This window comes from Paenibacillus sp. EZ-K15 (assembly GCF_002573715.1).
GTDB lineage: Bacteria > Bacillota > Bacilli > Paenibacillales > Paenibacillaceae > Paenibacillus_AQ.
The window spans coordinates 35,610-60,670 of sequence record NZ_PDHM01000008.1 but is presented as its reverse complement, the minus strand read 5'-3'; the positions used below and the strand labels follow the sequence as shown (position 1 = coordinate 60,670).

Here is a 25,061-nt window from a genome sequence, read left to right as displayed (position 1 = left end):
GCAACCCCCTATTCAAATTCTCGCCTGGCAAACAGGAGAGCTCCCAGAACTGACAGCATTCCCCCTATTCCAAGTGAGATTCCAATCCACTGCATATGACCAGGGATAAGCGGACTGGATAATGACGGATACGACCAGGGAAGGATCTGAATCACAAAAGAATGGCTTCGAGCCAAAAACAAGCTGGAGATAGATCCAAATATCCCTATAGCCAGCGGTAATGCCTGGTTGGAAAATACAGTAGACAACCAGAGCTGAATGGCCATCATCGGCAGTGTCGACAAACATGCGAATAGAGGCTGCAATATCATAATTCCCCATGGTATCGGTTCATCCGAGTATAGAACCCAGATCATGCACATGCCAGCAATAGTAATGATTACGGTACATAACTGCAAAATAAATATCCACGCCAATTTTGCCAGGAATACAGAGCCTTTAGGAACAGGCATCGCGAGAAGCTGCTTCCATGCCTTTGTTTCGTGCTCGGTACCGGCCATAATGCTGGCTAGGAGCGTAATTCCCAATAAAAAAATGAAAGATAAAAACATATACATGACGGCAAAGCCAGCGTAGATCCCCCCGGGACCTTGACGAAAATAAAGATACCACTCAAGAGCCGTCATACTGATCAAAATAATGCCTTGAATGAGAGGCATCCACCGGCATAATCGCTTCAGCTTTAATCCCTCTGCACGCATCAGTTCCAGCATCATAAGCTGTTCTCCTGACCGGTCAATTCCAGAAAGATTTCCTCCAGGGTCTTCTTCTTCTCCGTTACTCGGTATACATCATATTGCCGATTCACAAGAAAGCGAATCAATTCCGCCGATTGCGGCCTGGTGATCATGGAAGTTCTGATCTGACCCGTTGTAATCTCAGGTTCCGCATCCCATCCATGATCGTTCAGAGCAGCTGCTGCTTCCACAAGCCGATCCATCTCAATCCATACATAAGGCTTACTTCGGTCGGTTAATTCCTGAAGCGGTCCTTGAAAAATCATCTCCCCCTGGTTAATAATTCCCACCCAGGTTGCAACCTGCTCAATTTCGCTCAATAAATGGCTTGAGAGCAAAACCGTTATATCAAAATCACGAGGAAGTCTTTTAATCAGCTCTCGAATTTCCTGAATTCCCGATGGATCAAGTCCGTTCGTCGGCTCATCCAGAATCAATAATTTGGGATTCGTAATAAGTGCCATTGCGATCCCGAGCCGCTGTTTCATACCAAGTGAATAACTCCTGACCGACTGATGAGCTGCATGATTAAGCCTCACCCATTCCAGAACCTCCTGAATCCTGGATTCTTGTATACCGTGGATTAGCGCCATGATTTTCAAATTATTGTAACCTGAAAGATGAGCATAGTAAGAAGGAGATTCTACGAGAGAACCCACATCTTTCAGAATGTCCATTCGGTTCTTCTTCAGATCCTTGCCAAGTATACGAATCTCCCCGGATGACGAGCGGATTAGCCCGAGGAGCATCCGAATCGTTGTTGTCTTACCGGCTCCATTCGGCCCCAAAAATCCATAGACCTCCCGCTTGGGAACCTTCAAATTAATCTGCTTTACTGTTTCCCGCTGCCCGAATCGTCGGGTCAGTTGATGTGTATCGATAGCATATTCGTTCATCTCTTATTCCTCCTGCTTGGCGTAACTTACATTTAAAGTTTAGCAATGGGGAATAAACAGGAGGTAAACATGAAATGAACGCCAGGATAATTTAGGGGCTGATTGGCAATACAAATTCAACCCGGGTGCCCTTGCAATCCCCCGGTAGAATGCTCATGTCGCCTGAATGAGCTTCAACAAAGGCATTCGCTATAGCTATTCCTTTACCCGTTTGTTCTAAAACCTGTCTTAATATCGTATCCTCGATCCCGTTTCCATCATCCTCGATCACAATGAAACAATGGTTCTCCTTTACAGAGATATCGCATTGGACCTGGGTGCCGGGCGGATTATGGATAACCGCGTTCATGATTACATTTTGAAGAGCTCGGCCCAACAGCCTGCTATCAAATTCCATCATGAACCCGCTCTCTTCCGTATTAAACATAAACGAAGTTTGCTCGGCTAACGGGTGGTTAGCGATATCTATTATCATATCGCGCAGAAAATTCACTACATCATCAAATTTTCTATTCATCGGGAACTGTTCGACTGACCACCGGCCTGTTTGATTTAAGTCATGGATTAACTGCTTCATTTCCATGGTCTTGCCGCTGATCTGCCTGCTAAAATTCTGTTTCTCTTCATCGGTCCAATCATAATCGGTAGCTGAGAGCATATGAGCATAGCCTTCGATGTACGACAACGGCGTCTTGAGATCATGGCTGATCGACGCAATCCACTCTTGCTTCTTAACCTCCATATGTAATCGATCGGTTTCGCTTTGCAGCAGTTGATTCGATAATTGCGTCATTTGATCAAATAATTCTTTATATAAGACATACGGATAACGACACTGGTTATGGTGTAATGAGGCATCGGAGACTTCGTTCGGCTGACGGAAATGTTCCCGCGGCTGGCTATAATTCCCCTTGGATAACCTGTTGATCCAACGGATTAAATAAGTGAGCGGTTTGCCCACGCACCAACCGTAAGCAATAATAAAAATGACCGTTAGTAGGAATCCTGTAACAGCTAAAAAACTCTTCATGGATATCGTGCCCCGGGGATTCAACCACTCCTGAAGATATATAAATATAACTGCGCATATAATAAATATGAAGACAAAAGTCATCACCCAAAGGATGGTTAACTTCATAAAGCGAAAAGCCATTTTGACCATTGGATTCATTGCTGCTCCTTCCTTGGAGCCAACATTTTGTAGCCAAGTCCTCTTACATTAACAAGAAACCGGGGATTTCCAGGGTCGGGCTCCATCCTTTTTCGCAATCTGAAAATATGGATTACAACCGTCTTCTCATCCCCAAGGTATGACTCGTTCCAAACTGATTCGTATAATTGGCGTGTACTAAAAATACGATTTGGGTTTCGGCATAGGAATACAAGCAGCTCCCATTCGCGTGCCGGGCACTCCACGTGGTTTCCATTTACGATCAACTCCCCCGCTGCGAGGTCTACCCGAAAGTAACCAAAATCCAGTTCGGTTAACCGTGACAGGGCCAATTTTTCCCGCTGTACTTTATATTTCACGCGAGCTTTAATGCGGGCAACAACTTCCAATGGATTGAATGGTTTTGTGATATAATCGTCCCCCCCAATCCCAAACCCCATGAGCTTGTCCAAGTCAGCATCCCTTGCGGTTAAAAAAAGAATTGGCGTTTCAGAAATCTTGCGAATTTTTCGGCACACCTCGAACCCGTCTTCATCCGGAAGCATGACATCCAGTATGATCACGTCCGGATCAAAATCTGTTAGCATTCGCACCGCTTCCCGCCCAGTGGCTACACTTCGGATATGCCAAAAACCTTCTTTCTTCAAAACGGTGGTCAACATATCGCATAATCCTTGTTCATCATCTACAAGCAGAACAGAAATGATATCCATAGCACTTTTCTCCATTATTTCATATTTTAACAAACAGCTGATTTTATTATATAACAGAGTCATCTCCCAAAAGCTCAGATTATCTCCTAAGAGGTGCTGGAAATGGATCGACTTTATCCTTTCTTAATCATCCTATCGATGCAAAGTTAACATTAGGTAAACAGAAACTGAACAAAGTATAAATTAATACAAGGCATCATTATGCAGAGACGGTTATCTGCTCCTCTCACGGCACAGATGAATAATACAAGAAGTCGGACAGACGTTGGGCTCGTGAATCTGATTATGATTACAAACAAAAGGAGTCTTCTCGACGAAGACTCCTTTTGTTTTCAAGTATATTTTATTAGCCAGAAAATGACGCTAAACAAGCGCCTTCAGCGCAATATCCGTCCGGTTTTGCTTACCTTCAAATGCAATCGCTTCTGCCCGTTCATAGGCTTTTGCACGTGCTGAAGCGATATCAGTTCCTAAACCGACAACGCCTAGGACACGTCCCCCACTCGTTCTCCACGTTCCGTCAGCATCGCGAGAAGTGCCCGCATGAAATACAATCGTCCCGTCCTGCTCGTTGTCCAGCCCATTGATCGCAATTCCTTTCGGATACGATGCAGGATAGCCTCCAGAAGCCAGGATGACGCATACGGCTGCTTCGTCACTCCACTCCAGCTCAAGATCAGCCAGGTTTCCATTTACGGCAGCAAGGAAGACGTCAAGCAGATCGGTCTTCAGACGCGGCAATACAACCTGCGTTTCCGGGTCGCCAAATCTGGCGTTGAATTCGATGGTTTTCGGTTTACCGTCCGGCGTAATCATCAATCCGGCAAACAGAACGCCCCGGAACGGACGCCCTTCGGCTACCATCGCTTTTGCCGTAGGCTTGATGATCGTCTCAATCGCCTCTTCAATGATGGTTGGCTGAATATGAGGCAATGGTGAATACGTTCCCATTCCACCCGTATTCGGTCCCTGATCTCCATCATAAGCTGGTTTATGATCCTGTGCCGCCGACATCGGTTTCACGGTTTCACCATCCACAAAGGCCAGGATCGACATTTCCTGGCCTTCCAGGAACTCCTCGATGACCACCCGGCTTCCGGCATCGCCAAACACCTTCGATTGCATAATGTCGCTGAGCGCCTGCTCGGCTTCCTCGATCGTCCGCGCAACGGTAACGCCTTTGCCGGCTGCGAGCCCGTCCGCTTTCACGACGATCGGAGCGCCTTGCTCACGCAAGTAAGCAAGCGCCTCCTCATAATTGTTGAACTTCGCGTAAGCAGCCGTCGGAATACCGTATTTATGGAGCAAATCCTTCATGAAGGTTTTGCTGCCCTCAATTTCGGCTGCATTTTTACGCGGACCGAATACCGGGATGCCTGTAGCGTCAAAAGCATCTACGATGCCATCAGCCAGCGGATCATCTGGACCGACGACAATGAGACCTACTTGCTTCTCCACAGCGAATGCCGCCAGCTTATCAAACTCCGATACCGCAATCGGCACGCACTCTGCCAGCTGTCCGATGCCAGCATTGCCGGGTGCACAGTAGATCTTATCCGCTTTCGGGCTCTTCGCCAGTGCCCATACGATGGCATGCTCTCTTCCGCCGCCTCCGATAACCAAAATATCCATGGGTTTCCCTCCCGCTTCTTTTCAATTTGCTGATAGAATTTCATAACATGAATGATTTACAGGGCGAAGCGTGAGGTCATCTTCACCTTCTGGTCCCCTTAAACTTAAAGGCGGCGCGCTCGAAAGAGCGGCGTCGCCTCTATATGCTGCTGAATGAAAGGTGATCCTTCAGCTGCAGCCTGACGGATGCAGCGAAGCTACCTTTTTAGGCTTATGAATTAGTGCTTAAAATGTCTCACGCCGGTAAAGACCATGGCGATCCCATATTCGTTGGCAGCCTTGATGGATTCCTCATCCTTAATGGAGCCGCCCGGCTGAATGATGGCGGTAATGCCGGCTTTCGCTGCAAGCTCCACGGTATCTCCCATCGGGAAGAACGCGTCGGAAGCGAGAACGGCCCCCTTGGCTTTCTCTCCTGCCTGTTCCACCGCAATGCGCGCCGAGCCGACACGGTTCATCTGGCCTGCGCCAACGCCAACGGTCATGTCGTCTGCCGCCAATACGATTGCATTGGATTTCACGTGCTTTACAACCTTCCAGCCAAAGAGCAGCTGCTTCAGTTCCTCTTCCGTTGGTTTGCGATCTGTTGCAACTTGCAGGTCAGCGGCATCCAGGGAATGCACATCGCTTTCCTGCACGATCATGCCGCCTTCGATGGTTGTCACGGCAAGCGTGCTTTGGCGCTCCTTGGCCGAGCCGAACTCGCCCATCTTCAGAAGACGGATGTTCTTCTTCTTCGTCAAAATCTCCAGTGCCTCCGGCGTGAAGTCCGGTGCCAGAATAATTTCAAGGAAGATATCCTTCAGCAGATCTGCAGTCGGAGCATCAATCGTCCGGTTCGCTGCCACGATGCCGCCAAAGATGGATGTCGGATCGGCGTTATAAGCCTTTTGATAAGCTTCCAGTACATTTGTCCCGATGCCAACGCCGCAAGGGTTCATATGCTTCACGGCCACCACAGTCGGCTCGTCGAATTCCTTCACAATCTGCAAGGCTGCATTCGCGTCATTGATATTGTTATAGGAGAGCTCTTTGCCGTGCAGCTGCTCGGCTGTCGTCAAGGTACCCTCAGGTGCCAGCGGTTTACGGTAAAATGCCGCTTTTTGATGCGGATTCTCGCCGTAACGAAGGTCCTGAATTTTCTCGTAGGTCACGCTAAAGCGCTCTGGAAGCGGATCGCCCGTCACATTCGACAAATAGTCGGAAATCAACGTATCGTAGGCTGCCGTATGACGGAATACCTTGGCTGCAAGACGTTTACGGGTTTCCAACGTCGTGTCGCCGCCGCCGCGAATTTCCTCAATCACGCTGCCATAATCCGCCGCATCGACAACCACACTCACAAAAGCATGGTTTTTCGCAGCCGAACGCAGCATCGTTGGACCGCCAATGTCGATATTTTCGATTGCATCTTCATACTCGACATCCGGCTTCGCGATCGTTTCCTGGAATGGGTACAGGTTAACCACGACCATATCGATGTAATCGAGGCCCAGCTCCTGCATCTGACGCTGATGCTCTTCGCTGTCGCGAATGGCAAGCAGGCCGCTGTGTACGGCTGGATGAAGGGTTTTGACGCGTCCGTCCAGAATCTCCGGGAATCCGGTCACATCGGAAATGCCGATGACAGGAACTCCTTCTTTGGCAAGGAGGTTCTTCGTTCCTCCTGTCGAAATGATCTCTACACCCAATGAAGACAACTCGCGGCAAAATTCCACGATGCCGGTTTTATCCGAAACGCTGACCAAAGCTCTTTTGATACCCACGTTCATACCCCCTATTTTGAATGAAAATCAACTAAGTAAGCCTGTCTTGATTCCGTAGATGCTGTCGAAGATCCATAATTGCAAATTATTTCCCGAGAAATATCGAACATGTCGATTCACCGTAAGGCCTTGTCCGCTTTTATTACAAAAGCTTATTCGGTAATCGTCACATTCCGCCCGTTCAGTGAAATCCGCCCTTGAGCAAACCAGGAAACGACTTCGGAGTATAACTTCTGCTCCACCGCATGAATACGCTGTGCCAGCAATTCCGCCGTATCGCCTTCCTTGATCTCTACAGCTTTCTGAGCAATAACCGGTCCGGTATCCATGCCGCCATCAACGAAATGAACCGTGACACCGGTCATCTTCACACCATAATCCAGCGCTTGGCCAATCGCGTCTTTACCAGGAAAAGCAGGCAGCAGCGAAGGATGAATGTTAATAATCCGGCCGCTATAGAACTCGACAAAGGACGGACTCAACAACCGCATATATCCTGCAAGGACAATTAATTCGACACCGCGCTGCTGAAGCTCTACCGCAATTTCACGTTCGTAATCTTCCTTCGTGGCATATTCCTTCGGCTGAAACGCGAATACATCCACATTCGCCGCTTGAGCCAGCTCCACGACGGGAGCCTGCGGCTTATCGCATACCAGAATGCTGATTACGCCGCCTAAAGCCCCCCTGAGCTGCGCGTCTGCCAAAGCCTGAAAGTTGCTGCCTCTGCCGGAAGCGAAAACCGCAATCCGAAACGATCTCATTACACCTCAGCTCCCGTGAAGGTTACGAGACGCTCGCCTTCGGTCACGCGGCCGATCACATAAGCCTCTTCGCCTGCGGAGCGGAGGTATTGAAGCACCCCGTCTGCATCCTGTTCCTTAACGACAAGCACCATGCCGATCCCCATATTAAATGTCGTAAACATATCCTTGTTCGAAATGTTGCCTTTTTCCTGCATCAGCTTAAAGATTGGCAGAATCGGCCAAGAGCCGTATTCGATGTCGACATTGACGCCATCCGGCAGCATGCGCGGAATATTCTCGATGAATCCGCCGCCCGTAATATGCGCCATGCCCTTTACTTCGATCTCTTTCAACAGTCCGAGCAGCGGCTTCACATAAATCTTCGTCGGTGCGAGCAGCACGTCCCCAAGACGTCCGCCCAGTTCCGGAAGCTCTTGCTGAAGGGAGTAGCCGGCGTTCTCCAGAAGCAGCTTGCGGACAAGCGAGAAGCCGTTGCTGTGCACACCGCTGGATGCTAGACCAATCACCGTGTCGCCTGCCGCGATATTCGACCCGTTGATCATTTTGCTTTTGTCGACAATACCTACGGTAAAGCCCGCGATGTCATACTCGCCTTCGCTGTACATGCCTGGCATTTCCGCCGTCTCTCCGCCGATCAGGGAACAGCCTGCTTGATTGCATCCGTCAGCGATCCCTTTGACAATGGACTCGATTTTGGCCGGAATGACCTTATCACACGCTAAATAGTCGAGAAAAAAGAGCGGTTCTGCGCCTTGCACCACAATATCGTTCACGCACATCGCTACCGCATCAATGCCGATGGTATCATGTTGGTCCATCGCGAATGCGAGCTTCAGCTTTGTGCCGACGCCATCCGTGCCTGAGACGAGTACCGGCTCTTCATATTGGTCTTTATTCAGCTTGAACAGTGCGCCAAAACCCCCGAGGTCGGTCATGACTTCCGGTCTGAAAGTCGTTTTGACATGCTTTTTCATCCGCTCTACCGCTTCGTTGCCTGCAGCGATATCCACGCCTGCTTGTTTGTAAGTATCCGACACGCGCTCAACACTCCTTTTTCGTTATGACGAAAGTATCCGTTCACACATCATTTATGGGCTTAATCAATAATCAGCTTAAAGAGGTTGTTCAAAAAGCTCTCTTTTGATAAGAAAACCAATCGAGGCCAATCAAGGATGAGCGACCGCGATTCAAAGGTAGGTTTTCTTGCGATATAGAATTTCATCAGCTCTGCTGATAACGAATAAATTTTATATCTAACACGAAGTGAATCAGGAAGCCACTCAGCATCGAATCTTGAATTCAGCCGGGCCTTCTGGTGCTCACGTACCAAACGTACGCTCCGCTCCTGACGTCCCTTGCTTCATCCAACTTAAGCGTTTTGTAAAAACGCACGTCGGAAGCATAAGCTTCGGTGCTGAAAACCGACCTTTTTGAACCCGCACTTAAAGGATAAAACCTAGAAAAAATGGCTGTCCACTGCAGAATCAGCAGCTGCAGCCCATCTTCTCTTCCCCGTTAAAATCAATTTGCGTCGGGTAATCATTGTCAAAGCATGCCATGCACAAGCCGCCTTTAGGGCTGTGCTCATCATAACCGCCAATGGCGGATATGAGTCCTTCCGGGCTCAGGAACGATAAGGAATCCGCGTTGATCTCCCGGCAGATTTCCTCGATGCTTTTCTCGGAGGCGATCAGCTCCCTGCGGTCCGGCGTATCGATGCCGTAGAAGCAAGGATTCTTGAACGGCGGCGACGTAATCCGTACATGCACTTCGGTCGCGCCCGCTTCGCGAAGCAGATTGACGATCCGACGGGACGTGGTTCCCCGTACAATGGAGTCATCAATCATGACCACCCGTTTGCCTTCGACCACACGCCGTACCGCGCTCAGCTTCATCTTCACGCCCTGCTCGCGCAGCTCCTGGCTCGGCTGAATGAACGTCCGGCCCGTGTATTTATTCTTGATCAATCCCAACTCATAAGGAATGCCCGTTTGCTCGGCATAACCGATAGCGGCCGAGATGCTGGAATCCGGTACGCCCGTAACCACATCCGCATCCACGAACGATTCCAGGGCCATCTTGCTGCCCATCCGTTTGCGGGCCGAATGCAGGTTGGAGCCGTTCAGATCGCTGTCCGGACGGGAGAAATAAATATATTCCATCGCGCACAAGGCTTTGCGTCCCGCTTCCGTATACCGCTCTTCCCGAAGCCCGTTCCGATCGAGGATCAGCAGCTCCCCGGGAGCGACATCGCGGATCGCTTCCGCCCCGATGACTTCAAGTGCACAGGTCTCAGAGGTTAAGATATACGCATCGCCCAGACGGCCCATCGTGAGCGGACGGAGTCCGTTCGGGTCCGAGGCGACGAGCAGCTTGTCATTGGTCATGAGTAGAAAGGCAAACCCGCCCACCAGACGCCGCAAGGCATCCTTGGCAGCCTCGACAAAGTCCTTCGGCGACCGTGCAATCAGATGCGCAATGACTTCCGTATCGCTGGTCGTCTGGAATATGGAACCCTCCATCTCCAGCTCGCGCCGAAGCTTCGGCTCATTGACGATGTTGCCGTTCGTTGCGATTGCCAGATTGCCCTCACGATATTTAAAGACGAGTGGCTGCGCATTTGTCAGCCCGCTGTCCCCGCTGGTTGAATAACGGACATGCCCGATCGACATGCTGCCCTGGAGCGATTCCAGCTTATCTTTATCAAACACTTCTTTTACCAGCCCCATACCGCGGTGATAATTGAAATTCTCGCCATCGGCCACGCAGATTCCTGCGCTTTCCTCGCCGCGGTGCTGGAGGGCGTGAAGCCCGTAATAGGAAAGGGAAGCGGCATCGGGATGCCCAAACACCCCGAATACACCGCACTCTTCTTTTAATGTATCGAAAATATCGCTCTGACCTGTTCCCTCATTGTAGTAATCCCCTGTCCACAGTCCTTCGGGTATCAGTTCATGAGACATGGAATGGCATCCTCCCAGACGGATTTCAAAGCCTCCACGGATTCTTCCAGCGCAGAAGCACCGTTAATGTTAATGCTAAGCTTATTCCCGCCGACTACGCCAAACGCGGTAAATGGAACGCCCGCTTCCTGCAGGAGCTTCTCCAGCGCATTCTTACGATCAGGGGACACCGACAGCACGATCCGGGATTGGCTCTCGCTGAAGAGCGCTACGTCGTTACGCAGATCGGTTGACCATTGTACGCTCGCCCCAACGTTGCCGCTGATACAGCTCTCCGCCAGCGCGGTTGCAAGTCCCCCCTCCGACACGTCATGCGCGGATTGTACCAGACCGGATTGGATGGCCTTCAGTACGCCGCCGAGCAATTTCTTCTCGGTATCCAGGTTCAGTTCAGGCGGTCTGCCTTCCGACACCCCGTGAATAATCGCTTGGAACTCGCTGCCGCCAAGTTCCGCACGGGTATCACCCAGCACATAGATGGCATCGCCTTCCGCCTTGAAGCCTTGCGTTGTAATATGATCCGTATCATGGATCAGGCCGACCATGCCGACAACCGGCGTCGGATAAATCGCGCCTTTGGCATTCTCGTTGTAGAGGCTGACATTACCGCCGATGACCGGCGTTTCAAGCTCACGACAAGCTTCCGCCATGCCGTCCACGGCTTTTTCCATCTGCCAGAAAATTTCTGGCTTCTCCGGGCTTCCGAAGTTCAGGTTATCCGTAATCGCCAGCGGCTCGGCACCGGAGCACACGATATTGCGCGCTGCTTCGCTAACGGCGATTCTGCCGCCAAGCTCAGGGTCGAGGTAGACGTAACGTCCATTACAGTCCGTTGTCATCGCCAGGGCTTTGCGCGTTCCATGCACCGTTACGACAGCTGCATCCGAACCCGGACGAACAGCCGTACTGGTGCGAACCATATAATCGTATTGGTTGTATACCCATGCTTTGCTTGCAAGGCTTGGCGAACCGAGCACCTTCTTAAGGGCACCGCCCAAATCCTTCACTTCTTCATAACGAAGCGTATCCACCGCAGCCTGCTCTTTGTAATAAGCCGGTTCCTGGGATGGTTTGTTATAGATCGGGCATTCGTCTACGAGCGCTTTAACCGGCATGTCGCCTACCACCTCATCGTGGTGGATCAGCTTCAGGCGGCCATCGTCCGTCACTTTGCCGACTTTAGCACAGATAACGCCCCAGCGTTCGAAGATTTCTCGTGCTTGCTCCTCATGCTTCGGCTCAACCACGAACAGCATCCGTTCCTGGGATTCCGATAGCATCATTTCATAAGGCGTCATGCCCTCTTCGCGCTGAGGCACTTGGTCCAGGTACAACTCAAGACCGTTGCCTGCTTTACTTGCCATTTCCGCACTGGAGCAAGTCAATCCAGCCGCGCCCATATCCTGAATGCCCAGCACGATGCCGGAATCAATCAGCTCGAGGCAGGATTCCATCACGAGTTTCTCCATGAACGGATCGCCGACCTGAACGGCCGTACGGTTCGCTTCGGATTCCTCCGTCAGCTCTACGGAAGCGAAGGTCGCCCCGTGGATGCCATCGCGGCCAGTTGGAGGGCCGACATAGAAGACCGGATTGCCTACCCCTTTTGCAACGCCGCGCTGAATCTTATCATGGTCGATAACGCCGACGCACATCGCATTGACCAGCGGATTGCCTTCATAACTTTCGTCGAATACAACCTCGCCGCCTACCGTCGGGATCCCGATGCAGTTGCCGTAACCGGCAATACCGGATACCACGTGCTCAAACAAATATTTAACGCGATCGCTCTCCAGCTTACCGAACCGAAGCGAGTTGAGAATCGCTACCGGTCTTGCCCCCATTGAGAAAATATCGCGGATAATGCCGCCAACGCCCGTGGCTGCGCCTTGATAAGGCTCTACAGCGGACGGATGGTTATGACTTTCGATTTTGAATACAACCGCCTGGTTGTCGCCGATATCGACGATCCCGGCGCCCTCGCCCGGTCCCATCAGGACGCGCGGGCCGCTTGTCGGGAAACGACGAAGCAATGGCTTGGAATTTTTATAGGCGCAATGCTCGGACCACATAACACTGAATACGCCGATTTCCGTGTAATTCGGCTTGCGTCCCATGAAGGAACAGATCAGCTCATACTCGCTGTCCGAAACTCCCATCTGTTTGTAAATCTGATGCTCTGCGATCTGTTCTGCTGTCGGTTCCTTAACGGACGTTTGCTGCCCCATGAGTATCCCTCCATGCCTGTAATATGGATGTAAACATTGCTTTACCGTCATCCGAGCCGAGCAAGCTGCTGACCGCGCGCTCCGGATGCGGCATCATGCCGATCACATTGCCGCGCTCGTTGCAGATGCCTGCGATATCCTCGATCGAGCCGTTCGGATTGTTTTGATACGTAAATACGATTTGCCGGTTGTCCCGGAGCTTTTGAAGTGTTTCTTCATCACAGTAATAGTTGCCCTCGCCATGCGCAATGGGAATGACAATCTCTTGCCCCTCCGCGTAGTCGCGCGTAAACGGCGTTGTATTATTGTTCACTTTGAGCACCGTGTCATGGCAGCGGAATTTCATCGAATCATTACGGCGCAGAGCTCCCGGAAGGAGTCCGGCTTCCGTCAAAATCTGAAATCCGTTGCAGATGCCAAGAATATACTTGCCCTCTTCTGCCGCCTTCGCCACTTCGCTCATAACCGGGGCGAATCGGGAAATCGCACCACACCGGAGATAATCTCCATAGGAGAATCCGCCGGGTACCAAAATGCAATCGTATGGGGAAAGGTCCGTAGCCGTATGCCACACATAATCCACCGGCTGCGAGATCGCCTCCTCTACCGCCTTATAACAGTCAATATCACAATTGGAGCCAGGAAAGACCAGCACTGCAAATCTCATTGGTTTAGCCCTCCAATTCATAACGGTAGTTCTCAACCACCGTATTAGCCAGAAGCTTTTCACACATTTCTTTCACTCGCTGCTCGGCTTCCTCACGGTTGTCCGTACCCAGCTCAAGTTCCATATATTTACCGATCCGCAGACTCTCCACTTCCTTGTACCCTATCGAATGAAGTGCACCTTGCACCGCTACCCCTTGAGGGTCCAATACGCTCTGCTTAATCGTGACGTAGACCTTTGCTTTCAACATTGTATCCTGTTCCTCCTCGGTATATATGAATGAAATGGTTTATAAAAGCTTTACAGACTTGCGCCCGTGATTCGGCTGTAAATGTCGGTGTAGCGGCGCGTCGTCTCCTCCACCACGGCCTGCGGCAGGGGATCCGGCTCACTGTTCTTATCCCAATCGGACGAAGCGAGATACGTGCGTACAGGCTCCTTATCCATACTGTCAATCTCAATGTCGAGCGCATAATTCTTCTCATCCCAGAAACGGGAGGAATCCGGCGTGAAGATCTCATCGATCAGAATGATCTCTCCATCGATCAAACCGAACTCAAACTTACAATCGGCCAAAATAATGCCGTGCTTGCTGCAATAATCGCGGGCAAACTTGTACAGCATCAGGCTTTTGTCCTGCAGCTGCAGCGCCAGCTCCTCGCCGACAAGCTCCTTCATGCGGGATAGCGGGATGTCCTCGTCATGACCGACATCGTTCTTGGCAGCCGGCGTGAAGATCGGCTCCGGAAAAGCCTCATTCTTGCGCAGGCCCTCCGGCAGCTTAATGCCGTTAACCTCTCCCGAGGACTGATACTGCCTCCAGCCTCCGCCGGTAATGTATCCGCGCACCACGCATTCGATATCGATACGCTCGGCCCTGCGGCACACCATGATTCGTCCATCCAGCAGCTCCTTGTCCTTGACGGCATCGCCCAGGAGGTTCACGTCCGTATGCACGACATGGTTGCTGATGAGCTGTTCCGTTTGTTCAAACCAGAAGGCGCTCAGTTTGTTCAGCACGGTTCCTTTGGCCGGCACAGGCGGCTCCAGCACATAGTCAAAAGCGGAAATACGGTCGGTTACTACAATGAGTACGTGCTCGCCCAGGTCGTACAATTCACGAACCTTGCCCTTATACAGCAGCGGTACGTTGACCAGATGAGTGGCGGTCGATAATGCCGGTAATGTCATGTGTTCCTCCCCTTGGGGCGACGTATATCTCAACCTGAGACCGTCGCTCCCTGTATTTCTGTCGGATGAATGCTTTATCTAAATAGAGCGTTTGTGGATTGTACATCACTACGAATGCGGATTATTTTTCCGATCCCTGTTGCCCCCAGATTTCCATAAATATGATTCAAAGGCTGAAATCCGGGGACAAAGGGGACCGCTAACGCTTCTCCAAAACAATTCCGCCTTCTCCGTTGTAGAGTAAGATCTTTTCTAAACCTTTTATAATCTTGGTTATCTACCCTACTCCAACCCCAGCTTGGCAAAAATCGTATCCACATGCTTCAGGTGCCAGCTTGGATTAAATGCATCTTCGATCTCCTCGGCGCTGAGCACCTCGGTGATCTCAGGCGTAGATTCCACGATCTCGCGGAATTGACGCTGCTCTTCCCATGCCTGCATGGCGCGAGGCTGAACGGTGTCGTACGCTTGCTCGCGGCTGAAGCCCTTATCGATCAGCTTCGTCATGATCCGGCCGGAGAAAGGAACGCCGTATGTGCGAGCCATGTTACGCTTCATGTTCTCCGGGAAAACCGTCAGGTTCTTCACGATGTTGCCGAAGCGGTTCAGCATGTAGTTTAGCAGCATCGTAGCGTCCGGCAGGATGATACGCTCTACCGAGGAGTGGGAAATATCCCGCTCATGCCAGAGCGACACGTTCTCGTAAGCGGAAACCATGTGGCCGCGAATGACGCGCGCCAGACCCGAGATGTTCTCCGAACCGATCGGATTCCGTTTATGCGGCATCGCGGAGGAGCCTTTTTGTCCTTTGGCGAATGCCTCTTCGACCTCGCGAACCTCACTCTTCTGGAGCGCGCGTACTTCAGTAGCGAACTTCTCAAGCGAAGTACCGATCAGCGCAAGTGTTGCCATGTATTCCGCATGACGATCACGCTGCAGCGTCTGGGTTGAGATCGGCGCCGGCTTCGTACCGAGCTTGCGGCAGACGAATTCTTCAACCGAAGGATCAATGTTGGCATACGTTCCAACTGCGCCGGAAATTTTGCCGTACTGCACGCCGTCAGCCGCATGGCGGAAACGCTCCAGGTTGCGGATCATCTCTTCATGCCACAGCGCCATTTTCAAACCGAAGGTTGTCGGCTCTGCATGCACGCCATGCGTTCTGCCCATCATCGGGGTATGCTTGTAAGCCAGTGCCTTCTCTTTCAAAATACCGATAAAACGCAGGATGTCCTGCTCCAAAATATCGTTGGCTTGTTTGAGCAGATATCCCATCGCGGTATCCACCACATCTGTTGAAGTCAATCCGTAGTGGACCCATTTGCGCTCCTCGCCAAGGCTTTCCGATACCGCGCGGGTAAAAGCGATGACATCATGGCGGGTTTCCTGCTCGATTTCATAAATCCGGTCCATATTAAAGGTCGCATTCTGGCGAAGCTTAACGGTATCTTCCTTCGGAATGACACCAAGATCGGCCCATGCCTCGCATGCGCACAATTCCACTTCCAGCCATGCTCTGAATTTGTTCTCCTCGGTCCAAATCGCCCGCATTTCCGGTCTGCTGTAACGTTCAATCATCGTTTAATCCTGCCTCCAAATATTCATTTTCTCTACCCATTCAAGCGCTGCATCAACATCCCCGCACAAGAGGTTGATATGTCCCATCTTGCGGTTAAACTTCGACTCGCTCTTGCCGTATAGATGAAGCTTAGGCACAACGCCGAGAGACTCTGCAAGCGCGTCATGCTCTCCAAAACGCCGTACCGCTTCCTCCAGATGCTGCCCCAGGAGGTTCACCATGACGACCGGGCTCAGCAGCGTTGTGTCCCCGAGTGGCAGATCGCAGATTGCTCTCACATGCTGCTCGAATTGGGAGGTTGAGCATGCCTCCATCGTGTAGTGACCCGAGTTATGCGGACGAGGTGCAAGCTCATTCACGTACAGCTCCCCATCCTCGGTCACAAACATCTCGACAGCCAGCAGGCCAACAGCTCCCATGCCTTCAGCCACTCGTTCCGCGAGCTGGCATGCTTTGCGCTTCACTTCGCTCGTCACGCGAGCAGGCACAATCGACAAGTGCAAGATATTGTTGACATGCACGTTCTCTGCCGGAGGAAAGCTCTTCACGATGCCGCTGGGCGTACGCGCCGCGATCACGGAGATCTCGCACGCAAACTTCACAAACTTCTCCAACACCAGCTCCGTGCCGCTGGCAGCCAGCTCTTTGTAGGCTGATTCCAGCTCATCTTCGCTGCGGAGAACCGCTTGCCCTTTACCATCATAACCTCCCATGGCGGTCTTAAGCACGCACGGAAGTCCAAGCTCAGAGGCGGCGGATTGTAAATCTTCCAAACTTGTTATTTCACGATACGGGGCAACCGGTACGCCGGCCGCTTCAATCGCTGCCTTCTCGCGCAGCCGGTGCTGCGTGGTGTACAGCAGCTTGCTTCCTTGCGGAACATAAGACTGCTCCTCCAGAAGCTGGGCTACGCCCGCATCGACATTTTCGAATTCGTACGTAATGACGTCCGCTTTGACGGCGAGCTGCCGGGCAGCCTCCACATCGTCATAACGAGCCGTAACCTGCTCGGCCATCTGTCCCAGCGGGGAATTCGGCGTCGGATCGAGGGTGACGAACGAATATCCCATACGGATCCCGTCCAGCGCGATCATCCGTCCGAGCTGTCCCCCGCCAAGTACGCCAATGACGGAACCAGGCAGTAGCTTTTTGCCGGATACTCGCGTCTGCTGTGCTCCGTTCTCCATCATAAGTTATCGCTGCTTTCCAGCACTTCATCACGGATACGGTCTCGGCGTGCTTGCACTTTATCGCGAATCCCTGCATCGGAAGTGCCCAGAATCTGGGCTGCGAGCAATCCTGCGTTAGTGGCCCCCGCTTTGCCGATCGCTACAGTCGCTACCGGAATGCCCCCTGGCATCTGCACGATCGACAGCAATGAATCCAACCCCTTCAGCGCTTTCGATTTAACTGGAACGCCAATGACCGGCAATACCGTCTTCGAAGCGACCATCCCGGGCAGGTGAGCAGCTCCGCCGGCTCCGGCGATTATGACGCGAAGCCCCCGGCCTTCCGCTTCCTCGGCATACCGGAACATCAAGTCCGGCGTCCGGTGAGCGGATACGACTTTTTTCTCATAAGGAATTTCAAGCTCGTCTAGCACCTGACATGCATGGGACATCGTATCCCAATCTGATTGGCTTCCCATAATGACTCCTACTTGTGCTGTCATGAGTTACCCCCGCTTTCTTCGAAATTCGACAATATCATGGTTAACTGCTGAAAAAAAAGTCCGATCCCGTAAACACAAAGTCTGTGCAGGTCTCGGACATACAAGGATTACGAACGCTGCTGCCTGCGTCAAGCAGAAGAATCTTGCGCATCCGCTCGCCTAAGAGGCAAACACGAAATCAAGCCCCGTCGTAGCCGCACCGTTTGTATTCCCTCGTAGTCCGAAAATTTACGGTTTCCGGGTAGAGACTTCCGGGCCATATCCCCGGCTTTATACGAGAAATATTAAATTTCATCAATCACGCTTCATAAGTTATTTTGAACCTCAACATCCTCAGTTTATCAATTTCTGACACCTCATGTCAACCTAAACACGAACAATCGGATTTATAGAAAATATAATGTTCGTATCTAGGGAGTAAGCATGCAGCAGCAAAAACTTCCTGGAGATTGCGGGCTTTATTGAAGGCACGGGCAACGGTCGTACATAAAAAAGGTGCAGGCAGTGATGGCAGCGCTGCGCTGACGTATCGTGATTCCGATCGCTGTTAAACACGGGAAACTGGATTGAACAATATAGGGATGTTTCCCGTGTTTAAAGGCGAACGCTTCGCTTCTCCATCCACGATTCGTCCGCTCCGCTGGAGCATATTCAATGGAGATTTTTTTGCTGCTGCATAGAGGGTAAGGGAAAAGTATTATCGCAGAATAAAATAAGACTGCATTCTGCTCTTTAATTGTAGTTACTTACAAGGAAGATGGGGGCGAGTGTCGAAATCTTATCATCCGACATGAATATTAAATGCGAAAAAACATCTAATCCGACATTTATATGTGAATTCCAAAAACAGAATCTATTTCTTAGGAGGAACCGATGGCTATTTATCTGGTAAGGCATGGTCAAGATGAAGAAGGGTTTCGCGGAGGGTGGAGCCAGCGCGGGCTCATCGACGAAGGAATCAGGCAAGCGGAGAAGCTGGGGAATTACTTATATGAATATCTTCATGATTTGAATATCCACCGGATCGTATGCAGCGATCTGCAGAGGGCTTATCAGACTGCTGCCATAATTGCCGATAAGCTTGGCCTTCCCCTTCAAGCTTTCGAGGATTGGCGGGAGATGAATAATGGTCTGCTCGCCGGCATGCCCCACGCTTTAGCTGAAGAAAAATTTCCCGGGTTGTATTTTTCCAGCTTACGGATGGACGAAAAATACCCTGGCGGTGAGAGCCCCCAGGAGAATTTTGTGCGGATTAAGGAAACCTTCACCACACTATGCCAAGATCAGGTATCGGCGAATAATCATGAGAACGTATTGGTTGTCACTCACGGTGGAGTAATCAATATCATTTATCATCTGATGAAGGATATGGCATGGAGCAATAAGAATCCGTTCTTTCCGGTGGCGAACACTGGGCTGCACAAGATCGAATACCGCGACGGACGTTGGGAGCTTACCTTGGAGAATGCAACACCTCATCTATAACTGAAAAAAACTGCGTTTCATCTCACACCCGTTCTACCGTTCGCCACGCTTGATGGCATCGACGTATTGTTTGGCTTCAACCAAAGACAATCCCAATTCTTCCCTTACGATTTTAATCGCTTTAATATCCTGCCCTTCCTCCAGCAGCCTTTTGGCTTCCTCATGTACCGGCGGCTCGGGTATGCCTAATTGGTTTGCAATTTGTTTTAACGTGTTCTGCTGCTGTTTCATTCGCTTCTCCATTGCCGTCATTCGACTGGAAACCATAAGACAGACCAGAACAACCAAGACCATAAGTAGAATAATTTCCATATGAACCTCCTCTGATAAAAAAGCACCTATCACCCTAACAGACCGCTGTTATTGCGAAGACGCAGACCCTATCGCGTACGATAAGAATGAAGCGGCACCTGCGGATGCAAAACCGAAGAACGTTTGAACCCAAGAAAAACGACATCATCGTGCTTTCTCAGAAAACTGACCGCATTTAGCGGAAGTTTATCTTGCGAGATAAGAATGGAAAGCCTCTGGCGTTTATACTGTCTTATCTTTATTAAAAAAGGGACGCCTAAGCGTCCCCGTCCCAACGTCCAACATTATTTCACTACCAGTACCGGGATCTTTGCATGCTGCACCACGTTATGGCTGACACTGCCGAGTACAAACTCGCGAATTCCGCCAAGACCGCGGCTGCCGATGATAATAAGATCACTGCCGTTCTGATTCGCGTACTCCAGAATAACTTCAGCCGGAGGACCCTGGATCATCTCCACTTGACCGGTGACGCCTGAGTTCTCAATCCGCTCGCGGATTTCCTCTGTCGTCTGCACGGCAAGATCGTAGACATCTTTATTAAGTGAAGCTGGAATCGGGGCAAGCCCTTCCCCAACGAAGAAACGCGGAAAATCGTAAGCATGAATGACATCCAGCGTAGCTCCCGGTGTTACCTTGGCAAGTTCAACCGCACGTCCGAGCGCTTTATTCGCTGCTTTGGAGCCGTCGTAAGCTAGAAGAATTTTAGTAAAAAGCATACAGGCCACCTCTTTCTATAGTTAAAAGACCTACTACTTATTATTAAACAACTTCATACCGATATGAAACGAGCTTACTGACTTGCTGCGATGTTCCTATGTAGTTCAGATTAAAAAAGACCTATCCCCAGAAGTACGTGTATAGCGCGACATTCACGACTAACAACAGCGGCACGCCTAGTTTAAATGATAAATGCCTCGTTTTATGACGTTTGCGGTACATGGCAATCCATACACCCAAGGCCCCGCCGATGGCAGCTAGCAGAAATAGTGTTCGCTCCGGAACCCGATCCCTTCCCATTCGGGCACGCCGCTTATCCTCGGACATGACCAGATAGGCTACCGCATTGATAAAAATAAACCAAACGATCAGTGCAGGTCTCACGTTGGTTCACGCACCCCCATTCCAACTGATCGATCTTGCCCAATCAGCCATTTGCTTTGCGTTCTACTGTTATTATAGAACTGCAGGCTAATGAAGACAATGCCGGCTAAACAATCTTAGCCATGGCCAAGCCATCTATGAATGCCATTATTAGGACACGGCCGACGTCATAAATCGGAGCGGACCCGTGTCCGGCATAATGACAACCAGACCATGCTCAACCACTACGAAAACTTATGATTCATTCTTGGATATTTCGTTCAGGCTCGGAACATAGTCTGCAGCCTTTTTCGGTTTGAGGGTCTTGCTCTCCTCAAGAATGCTTGATTTGTTCTGCTGGTTTTCGGTTTTTCTTGCTTTATGATTCGGCATGCAAATCACCCCCTGTCCGTAGAATGAGCCATTGCACCCGAGGTTATGCTAACACCGGCAAGAAAAACGCATTTCAAGCCTTGGGAGATGCCCATCGTGGCACTGAGCAGCCCCCCTCGGCAGACTCACCATTGCAGATTATTCCTTCCCCTTCTGCTCAAGGGCCGCCTTTAATAGGTCGCCCAGGTTCGAACCAATCGACTCCGGCTTGCTGTATTGCTGCACGAGCTTCCGCTCCTCGCGTTTGTTCACATGCTTGGCGTCCTTCTTCAGCGTTTCCGTAATGCCGCAGCCCAGGCACTGTACGAACAGCCCCGCCTTGCCTTCTTTCATCTCCATCTTCTTGTGGCACTGCGGGCAGCGGCGGTTGGACAGACGCTTCTCGCCTGAACGCTTATATCCGCAGTCGTCACTCGGGCAGACTAGCAGCTTGCCGCGCTTGGTCTTCTTCTCGAGCAGTCTTGTCCCGCAATCCGGACAGTGGCTGTTCGAGACATTATGCGGTTTATACTCCGCATCGCTTCCCTTCACATCCGTGACCAGCTTCTTGGTCATGTCCCGTATTCCGCGCAAGAATGGTTCCGGCTTGCCTTGCCCCTTCGCGATCCGTTCGAGCTCGGCCTCCCAGCGCGCCGTGAGCTCCGGTGTTCTCAGCTCTGGAGCGACAAGCTCAATCAGCTGCTTGCCTTTGCCTGTCGGATGGAGGGATTGCCCCTGCCGTTCAATCGTGTCCGAGCTAACCAGCTTCTCGATGATATCAGCCCGGGTCGCGGGGGTTCCAAGTCCGTGCTTCTCCATCTGGGAGAGCAGCGCCGCTTCGTTATAACGCTTTGGCGGCTGGGTACGTCCCTGTTTCAGCACACAGCGGACCACCTTCACCGACTCTCCTTCTCGCAGCTCCGGCAGGAGCTTGCCTGAAGACTGACCCTGAGCATCATCCTGCTCGTCGTCAGCGTCATCATCATAATCGCCGCCGTATACCTCACGCCAGCCGCTATCCTTGATCGTAGTCCCTTTCGCGTAAAGCTGCTCCCCCTCAATCTGAACGGTAACCGATACGTTATCGTAACGGGCAGGAGGATAGAACAAGCTGATGAACCGGCGTACGATAAGATCGTACAGCTTGCGTTCATCGACAGATAACTGATTCAACAGCACGGTTTGTTCGGTTGGAATGATGGCATGATGATCCGTAACCTTACTGTCATCCACGACCCGTTTGCCTGGTGATAAGTTCTTACGCAGCAGCGGACGCGCAATGGACGCATAAGGCCCGATGGCAATGCTCGACAGCCTTTCCTTCAACGTTCCGACCATATCGGATGTCAGGTAACGGCTATCCGTACGCGGATAGGTAACCAGCTTATGCTGCTCATACAGGCGCTGCAGCACATTCGAGGTCTGCTTGGCCGAGAACCCGAATCGGCGGTTGGCATCCCGCTGCAGTTCGGTCAAATCGTATGCCAGCGGATGCGGTTCGGTTTTTTCGCTCTTTTTCACGCTGACGATTTTTCCGGTGCTGCCCTCCAGCTTCTGCTTCAGCTTGGCCGCCTTATCCTTCTCGAATAGACGACCGTCTCCGCCGGCCGGACGCCACGATACCTCAAAGCTCCCCAGATCCGCCTGCAGCGTCTCATATTCCTGGGAGCGGAAATTCACAATCTCCCTCTCCCGGTCCATGATCATCCCGAGCGTTGGCGTCTGAACCCGGCCTGCCGACAGCTGTGCATTAAATTTGGTCGTCAGCGCACGCGTCACATTCAGTCCAACCATCCAATCCGCTTCCGCTCGGCAGCGTGCGGACTCATACAGCCTGTCGAACTGCTGCCCCGGCTTGAGTAATGCAAAACCTTCCTTGATCGCCTTATCCGTCTGGGAAGAAATCCACAGCCGTTTGAACGGCTTGTTCCACTTCGCCATTTTGAGGATCCAGCGCGCAAGCAGCTCCCCTTCACGGGCAGCATCGGTGGCAATAATCATCTCGCCGACATCCGGGCGCTTCATCAGATGCTGGACCGTCTTGAACTGGTGACTTGTTTCCTTCAACACCTTAAGCCTGGTGTTATCCGGCAGGATCGGCAAATCCTCCAGAACCCAGGTCTGGTACTTCTTATCATAGTCCTCGGGTTCGGCAAGTCCTACCAAATGTCCAAGCGCCCAGGTCACAATATATTTTGGTCCTTCAAAATAATTCTTCTGCTTCTCGCGGCTGCCCATTACTCTCGCAATTTCCTTCGCAACGGACGGCTTCTCAGCCAATACTAATACTTTCATAGCCCTCCCCTTCCTCTATTCCCCTATTATAACCTCCCCTCGATTGTTTCCACAAAGATAAGTCAGATCGTTTTCTTAGCCAGCCATGTGAACGTATGATTGACACATACCGGACAGCCCTGCTTCTTCAAATCCTCGATCGTGGAAAAATCACCCTGCACGCCCACCTGCAGCTCACCCTGACATTGGATGCATCTGTAGGTTCGAACCGTTCGCCTAACCTCGCCTGTGTAGAGCTCATCCTCGAAAGAATCTGTAACACGCGGCGCCGTAAATTCCGTCGTTGTTAACACGATCATCTGACCACTATTACCGATCATCTGCGCTCCAATATATTGATTGAAATGAAGCAGGGCCTGCTTTACCGATAAACCCATACGGACGAATTCACGCTGCATGGACCATGTAAAATCGGGAGATTTATGGGCGAAGGAGAGAAAGATGGGGCATCCCTTCTGGCGTTTGAGCGCGCTAATGCCTCTGGATAAGAACAGAGTCAGCCCTTGTAGCGTGTATGGCGGATCCGTGAAGAAGCAATCATATTGCCCGTTCAAGCCCTCAGGCAAAGGCTGCCTGAGATCGATATGCCTGCATGTAACTGATAAGCCTTCTTTTGCAGCCGCGCCCTGGATAAACCGCAGGAATCGCTCATCGATATCCATAACGGTAATGGCGGCTCTTTGGTCCTTCGCGTGCGGGAACAGCCGTTTAAGCAGCAGACCAAGCGAGATGCTCACCAGGTCGTCATCGCCAACGCACAGAATGTTCTTCCCGATCAGACTGTGCTCCCTCAGACACAGAATCGCCCTCCGCAGACTCGTCTCTACCGTGCATTGGGATTGGTCAATCTGTACATCGACTTGCGGGCGCATCTCCAGAATCTCCGTGATCCTCGCTAGTACATCAGAAAGCTCCTCCTGCCAATCGACTTCGCCGGCCAGAAGCTTCTGATACAGATCTATATCGATGCCTCCATACCCCAGCTCATGTTCAATATAGGACTTCCCGGATTCGGTGCAGCGCACCCCCCGGTCTTGAATGAGAGCCCCTGCTTTGATGAGCTCCTTCTTGATCGCCGCAGCAATCGGGACCGGCAGATACGTATGACGTGCCAGCTCTTTGGTTGATATGCCGGGCCGCATATAACTCGCTACCAGCAGCTGTTCGATCACTTGGACGCCTTCCTGCAGACGAACCTTGGTTTTCACTTCTTCTATATAATGGATCATATGAAATCACGCTCTTTTCCCTAAATATGAGTTTGTTATTCCCCCTGGAAAAGAACACACGTGACCCCCATACGTGCTGCGGTAATGAAAAAAAGGGACAGAAGTCCATGAACCATCGTCCATCTTCTATCCCCCAAGCGGGAAGCCGTGCCCAGAGCACGGCTGTACAGTCAATATATAAGGGATGGCTGTTATGTTCTTAACCAGGTGGACTCAGAGCCATCGCGCATGACAAATAAACCTCACATAAAGTGGGTTTTTTCGCAATGCACAAGCCAGAGTCCTATAAAATTTGGTTAGTTA

Annotated in this window: 23 protein-coding genes and 1 riboswitch; of the genes, 1 reads left to right on the top strand and 22 read right to left on the bottom strand. The window is 51.2% G+C overall.

Features of this window, described 5'->3' with window-relative positions; translation table 11 throughout:
• Positions 1-8 precede the first annotated feature (8 nt).
• The 16 genes from CRG97_RS04905 to purE form a co-directional block, all read right to left on the bottom strand.
• Positions 9-716, bottom strand: coding sequence for an ABC transporter permease (locus tag CRG97_RS04905; protein WP_098742022.1), 708 nt, complete (start codon positions 714-716; stop codon positions 9-11).
• Positions 713-1,633, bottom strand: coding sequence for an ABC transporter ATP-binding protein (locus CRG97_RS04900; RefSeq protein ID WP_098742021.1), 921 nt, complete (start codon positions 1,631-1,633; stop codon positions 713-715). The genes CRG97_RS04905 and CRG97_RS04900 overlap by 4 nt, the downstream gene beginning before the upstream one ends.
• 91 nt (positions 1,634-1,724) lie before the next feature.
• Positions 1,725-2,663, bottom strand: coding sequence for a sensor histidine kinase (locus CRG97_RS04895; RefSeq protein ID WP_237566294.1), 939 nt, complete (start codon positions 2,661-2,663; stop codon positions 1,725-1,727).
• Between the two features lie 137 nt (positions 2,664-2,800).
• The gene (locus CRG97_RS04890) at positions 2,801-3,517 is read right to left on the bottom strand and encodes a response regulator transcription factor (RefSeq protein ID WP_098742209.1); all 717 of its coding nucleotides are present in this window, start codon (positions 3,515-3,517) and stop codon (positions 2,801-2,803) included.
• A gap of 363 nt (positions 3,518-3,880) precedes the next feature.
• Positions 3,881-5,149, bottom strand: coding sequence for a phosphoribosylamine--glycine ligase (gene purD / locus CRG97_RS04885; protein WP_098742019.1), 1,269 nt, complete (start codon positions 5,147-5,149; stop codon positions 3,881-3,883).
• Positions 5,150-5,367: 218 nt separating this feature from the next.
• Positions 5,368-6,915, bottom strand: a complete 1,548-nt coding sequence (gene purH / locus CRG97_RS04880; protein ID WP_098742018.1) for a bifunctional phosphoribosylaminoimidazolecarboxamide formyltransferase/IMP cyclohydrolase — start codon at positions 6,913-6,915, stop codon at positions 5,368-5,370.
• A 152-nt stretch (positions 6,916-7,067) separates the two neighbouring features.
• A complete protein-coding gene (gene purN, locus CRG97_RS04875) occupies positions 7,068-7,679 on the bottom strand; it encodes a phosphoribosylglycinamide formyltransferase (protein WP_098742017.1) in 612 nt (203 codons plus the stop codon).
• Positions 7,679-8,719, bottom strand: coding sequence for a phosphoribosylformylglycinamidine cyclo-ligase (gene purM, locus CRG97_RS04870; RefSeq protein WP_098742016.1), 1,041 nt, complete (start codon positions 8,717-8,719; stop codon positions 7,679-7,681). Before purM ends, purN begins: the two co-directional genes overlap by 1 nt.
• A gap of 447 nt (positions 8,720-9,166) precedes the next feature.
• On the bottom strand, positions 9,167-10,645 hold the full coding sequence (gene purF / locus CRG97_RS04860) for an amidophosphoribosyltransferase (protein WP_098742014.1): 1,479 nt from the start codon (positions 10,643-10,645) through the stop codon (positions 9,167-9,169).
• Entirely contained in the window at positions 10,630-12,873 is a 2,244-nt protein-coding gene (gene purL / locus CRG97_RS04855) for a phosphoribosylformylglycinamidine synthase subunit PurL (protein WP_098742013.1), read from the bottom strand. The genes purF and purL overlap by 16 nt, the downstream gene beginning before the upstream one ends.
• A complete protein-coding gene (gene purQ, locus CRG97_RS04850) occupies positions 12,851-13,540 on the bottom strand; it encodes a phosphoribosylformylglycinamidine synthase subunit PurQ (protein ID WP_076325609.1) in 690 nt (229 codons plus the stop codon). The genes purL and purQ overlap by 23 nt, the downstream gene beginning before the upstream one ends.
• Before the next feature lie 4 nt (positions 13,541-13,544).
• A complete protein-coding gene (gene purS / locus CRG97_RS04845; protein WP_006208285.1) occupies positions 13,545-13,790 on the bottom strand; it encodes a phosphoribosylformylglycinamidine synthase subunit PurS in 246 nt (81 codons plus the stop codon).
• Between the two features lie 50 nt (positions 13,791-13,840).
• Entirely contained in the window at positions 13,841-14,731 is an 891-nt protein-coding gene (locus CRG97_RS04840; RefSeq protein ID WP_098742012.1) for a phosphoribosylaminoimidazolesuccinocarboxamide synthase, read from the bottom strand.
• Positions 14,732-15,013: 282 nt separating this feature from the next.
• Positions 15,014-16,309, bottom strand: coding sequence for an adenylosuccinate lyase (purB, locus tag CRG97_RS04835; RefSeq protein WP_098742011.1), 1,296 nt, complete (start codon positions 16,307-16,309; stop codon positions 15,014-15,016).
• 3 nt (positions 16,310-16,312) lie between these two features.
• Positions 16,313-17,500 carry a 5-(carboxyamino)imidazole ribonucleotide synthase gene (gene purK / locus CRG97_RS04830; RefSeq protein ID WP_098742010.1) on the bottom strand — a complete coding sequence of 396 codons (1,188 nt, stop codon included), beginning with the start codon at positions 17,498-17,500 and terminating at the stop codon, positions 16,313-16,315.
• Positions 17,497-17,982 (bottom strand): 5-(carboxyamino)imidazole ribonucleotide mutase, encoded by a 486-nt coding sequence (gene purE, locus CRG97_RS04825; protein WP_098742009.1) that lies wholly within the window; start codon positions 17,980-17,982, stop codon positions 17,497-17,499. Before purE ends, purK begins: the two co-directional genes overlap by 4 nt.
• 196 nt (positions 17,983-18,178) lie before the next feature.
• Positions 18,179-18,280: riboswitch (purine riboswitch) on the bottom strand.
• Positions 18,281-18,855: 575 nt separating this feature from the next.
• Here purE and CRG97_RS04820 point away from each other — a divergent pair.
• A complete protein-coding gene (locus CRG97_RS04820; RefSeq protein WP_098742008.1) occupies positions 18,856-19,467 on the top strand; it encodes a histidine phosphatase family protein in 612 nt (203 codons plus the stop codon).
• 33 nt (positions 19,468-19,500) lie between these two features.
• Here CRG97_RS04820 and CRG97_RS04815 read toward each other — a convergent pair whose 3' ends face one another.
• The 6 genes from CRG97_RS04815 to CRG97_RS04795 form a co-directional block, all read right to left on the bottom strand.
• Complete coding sequence (locus CRG97_RS04815; protein ID WP_098742007.1) at positions 19,501-19,779, bottom strand: hypothetical protein; 279 nt, start codon at positions 19,777-19,779, stop codon at positions 19,501-19,503.
• 284 nt (positions 19,780-20,063) lie between these two features.
• Positions 20,064-20,498, bottom strand: a complete 435-nt coding sequence (locus CRG97_RS04810; RefSeq protein WP_098742006.1) for a universal stress protein — start codon at positions 20,496-20,498, stop codon at positions 20,064-20,066.
• Between the two features lie 121 nt (positions 20,499-20,619).
• On the bottom strand, positions 20,620-20,883 hold the full coding sequence (locus tag CRG97_RS04805; protein ID WP_076325616.1) for a DUF1294 domain-containing protein: 264 nt from the start codon (positions 20,881-20,883) through the stop codon (positions 20,620-20,622).
• A gap of 234 nt (positions 20,884-21,117) precedes the next feature.
• Positions 21,118-21,255 (bottom strand): hypothetical protein, encoded by a 138-nt coding sequence (locus CRG97_RS33190; protein WP_012819087.1) that lies wholly within the window; start codon positions 21,253-21,255, stop codon positions 21,118-21,120.
• A gap of 138 nt (positions 21,256-21,393) precedes the next feature.
• Positions 21,394-23,529 carry a DNA topoisomerase III gene (locus tag CRG97_RS04800; RefSeq protein ID WP_098742005.1) on the bottom strand — a complete coding sequence of 712 codons (2,136 nt, stop codon included), beginning with the start codon at positions 23,527-23,529 and terminating at the stop codon, positions 21,394-21,396.
• Between the two features lie 62 nt (positions 23,530-23,591).
• Positions 23,592-24,758 (bottom strand): bis-aminopropyl spermidine synthase family protein, encoded by a 1,167-nt coding sequence (locus CRG97_RS04795; protein WP_098742004.1) that lies wholly within the window; start codon positions 24,756-24,758, stop codon positions 23,592-23,594.
• Between the last annotated feature and the right edge of the window lie 303 nt (positions 24,759-25,061).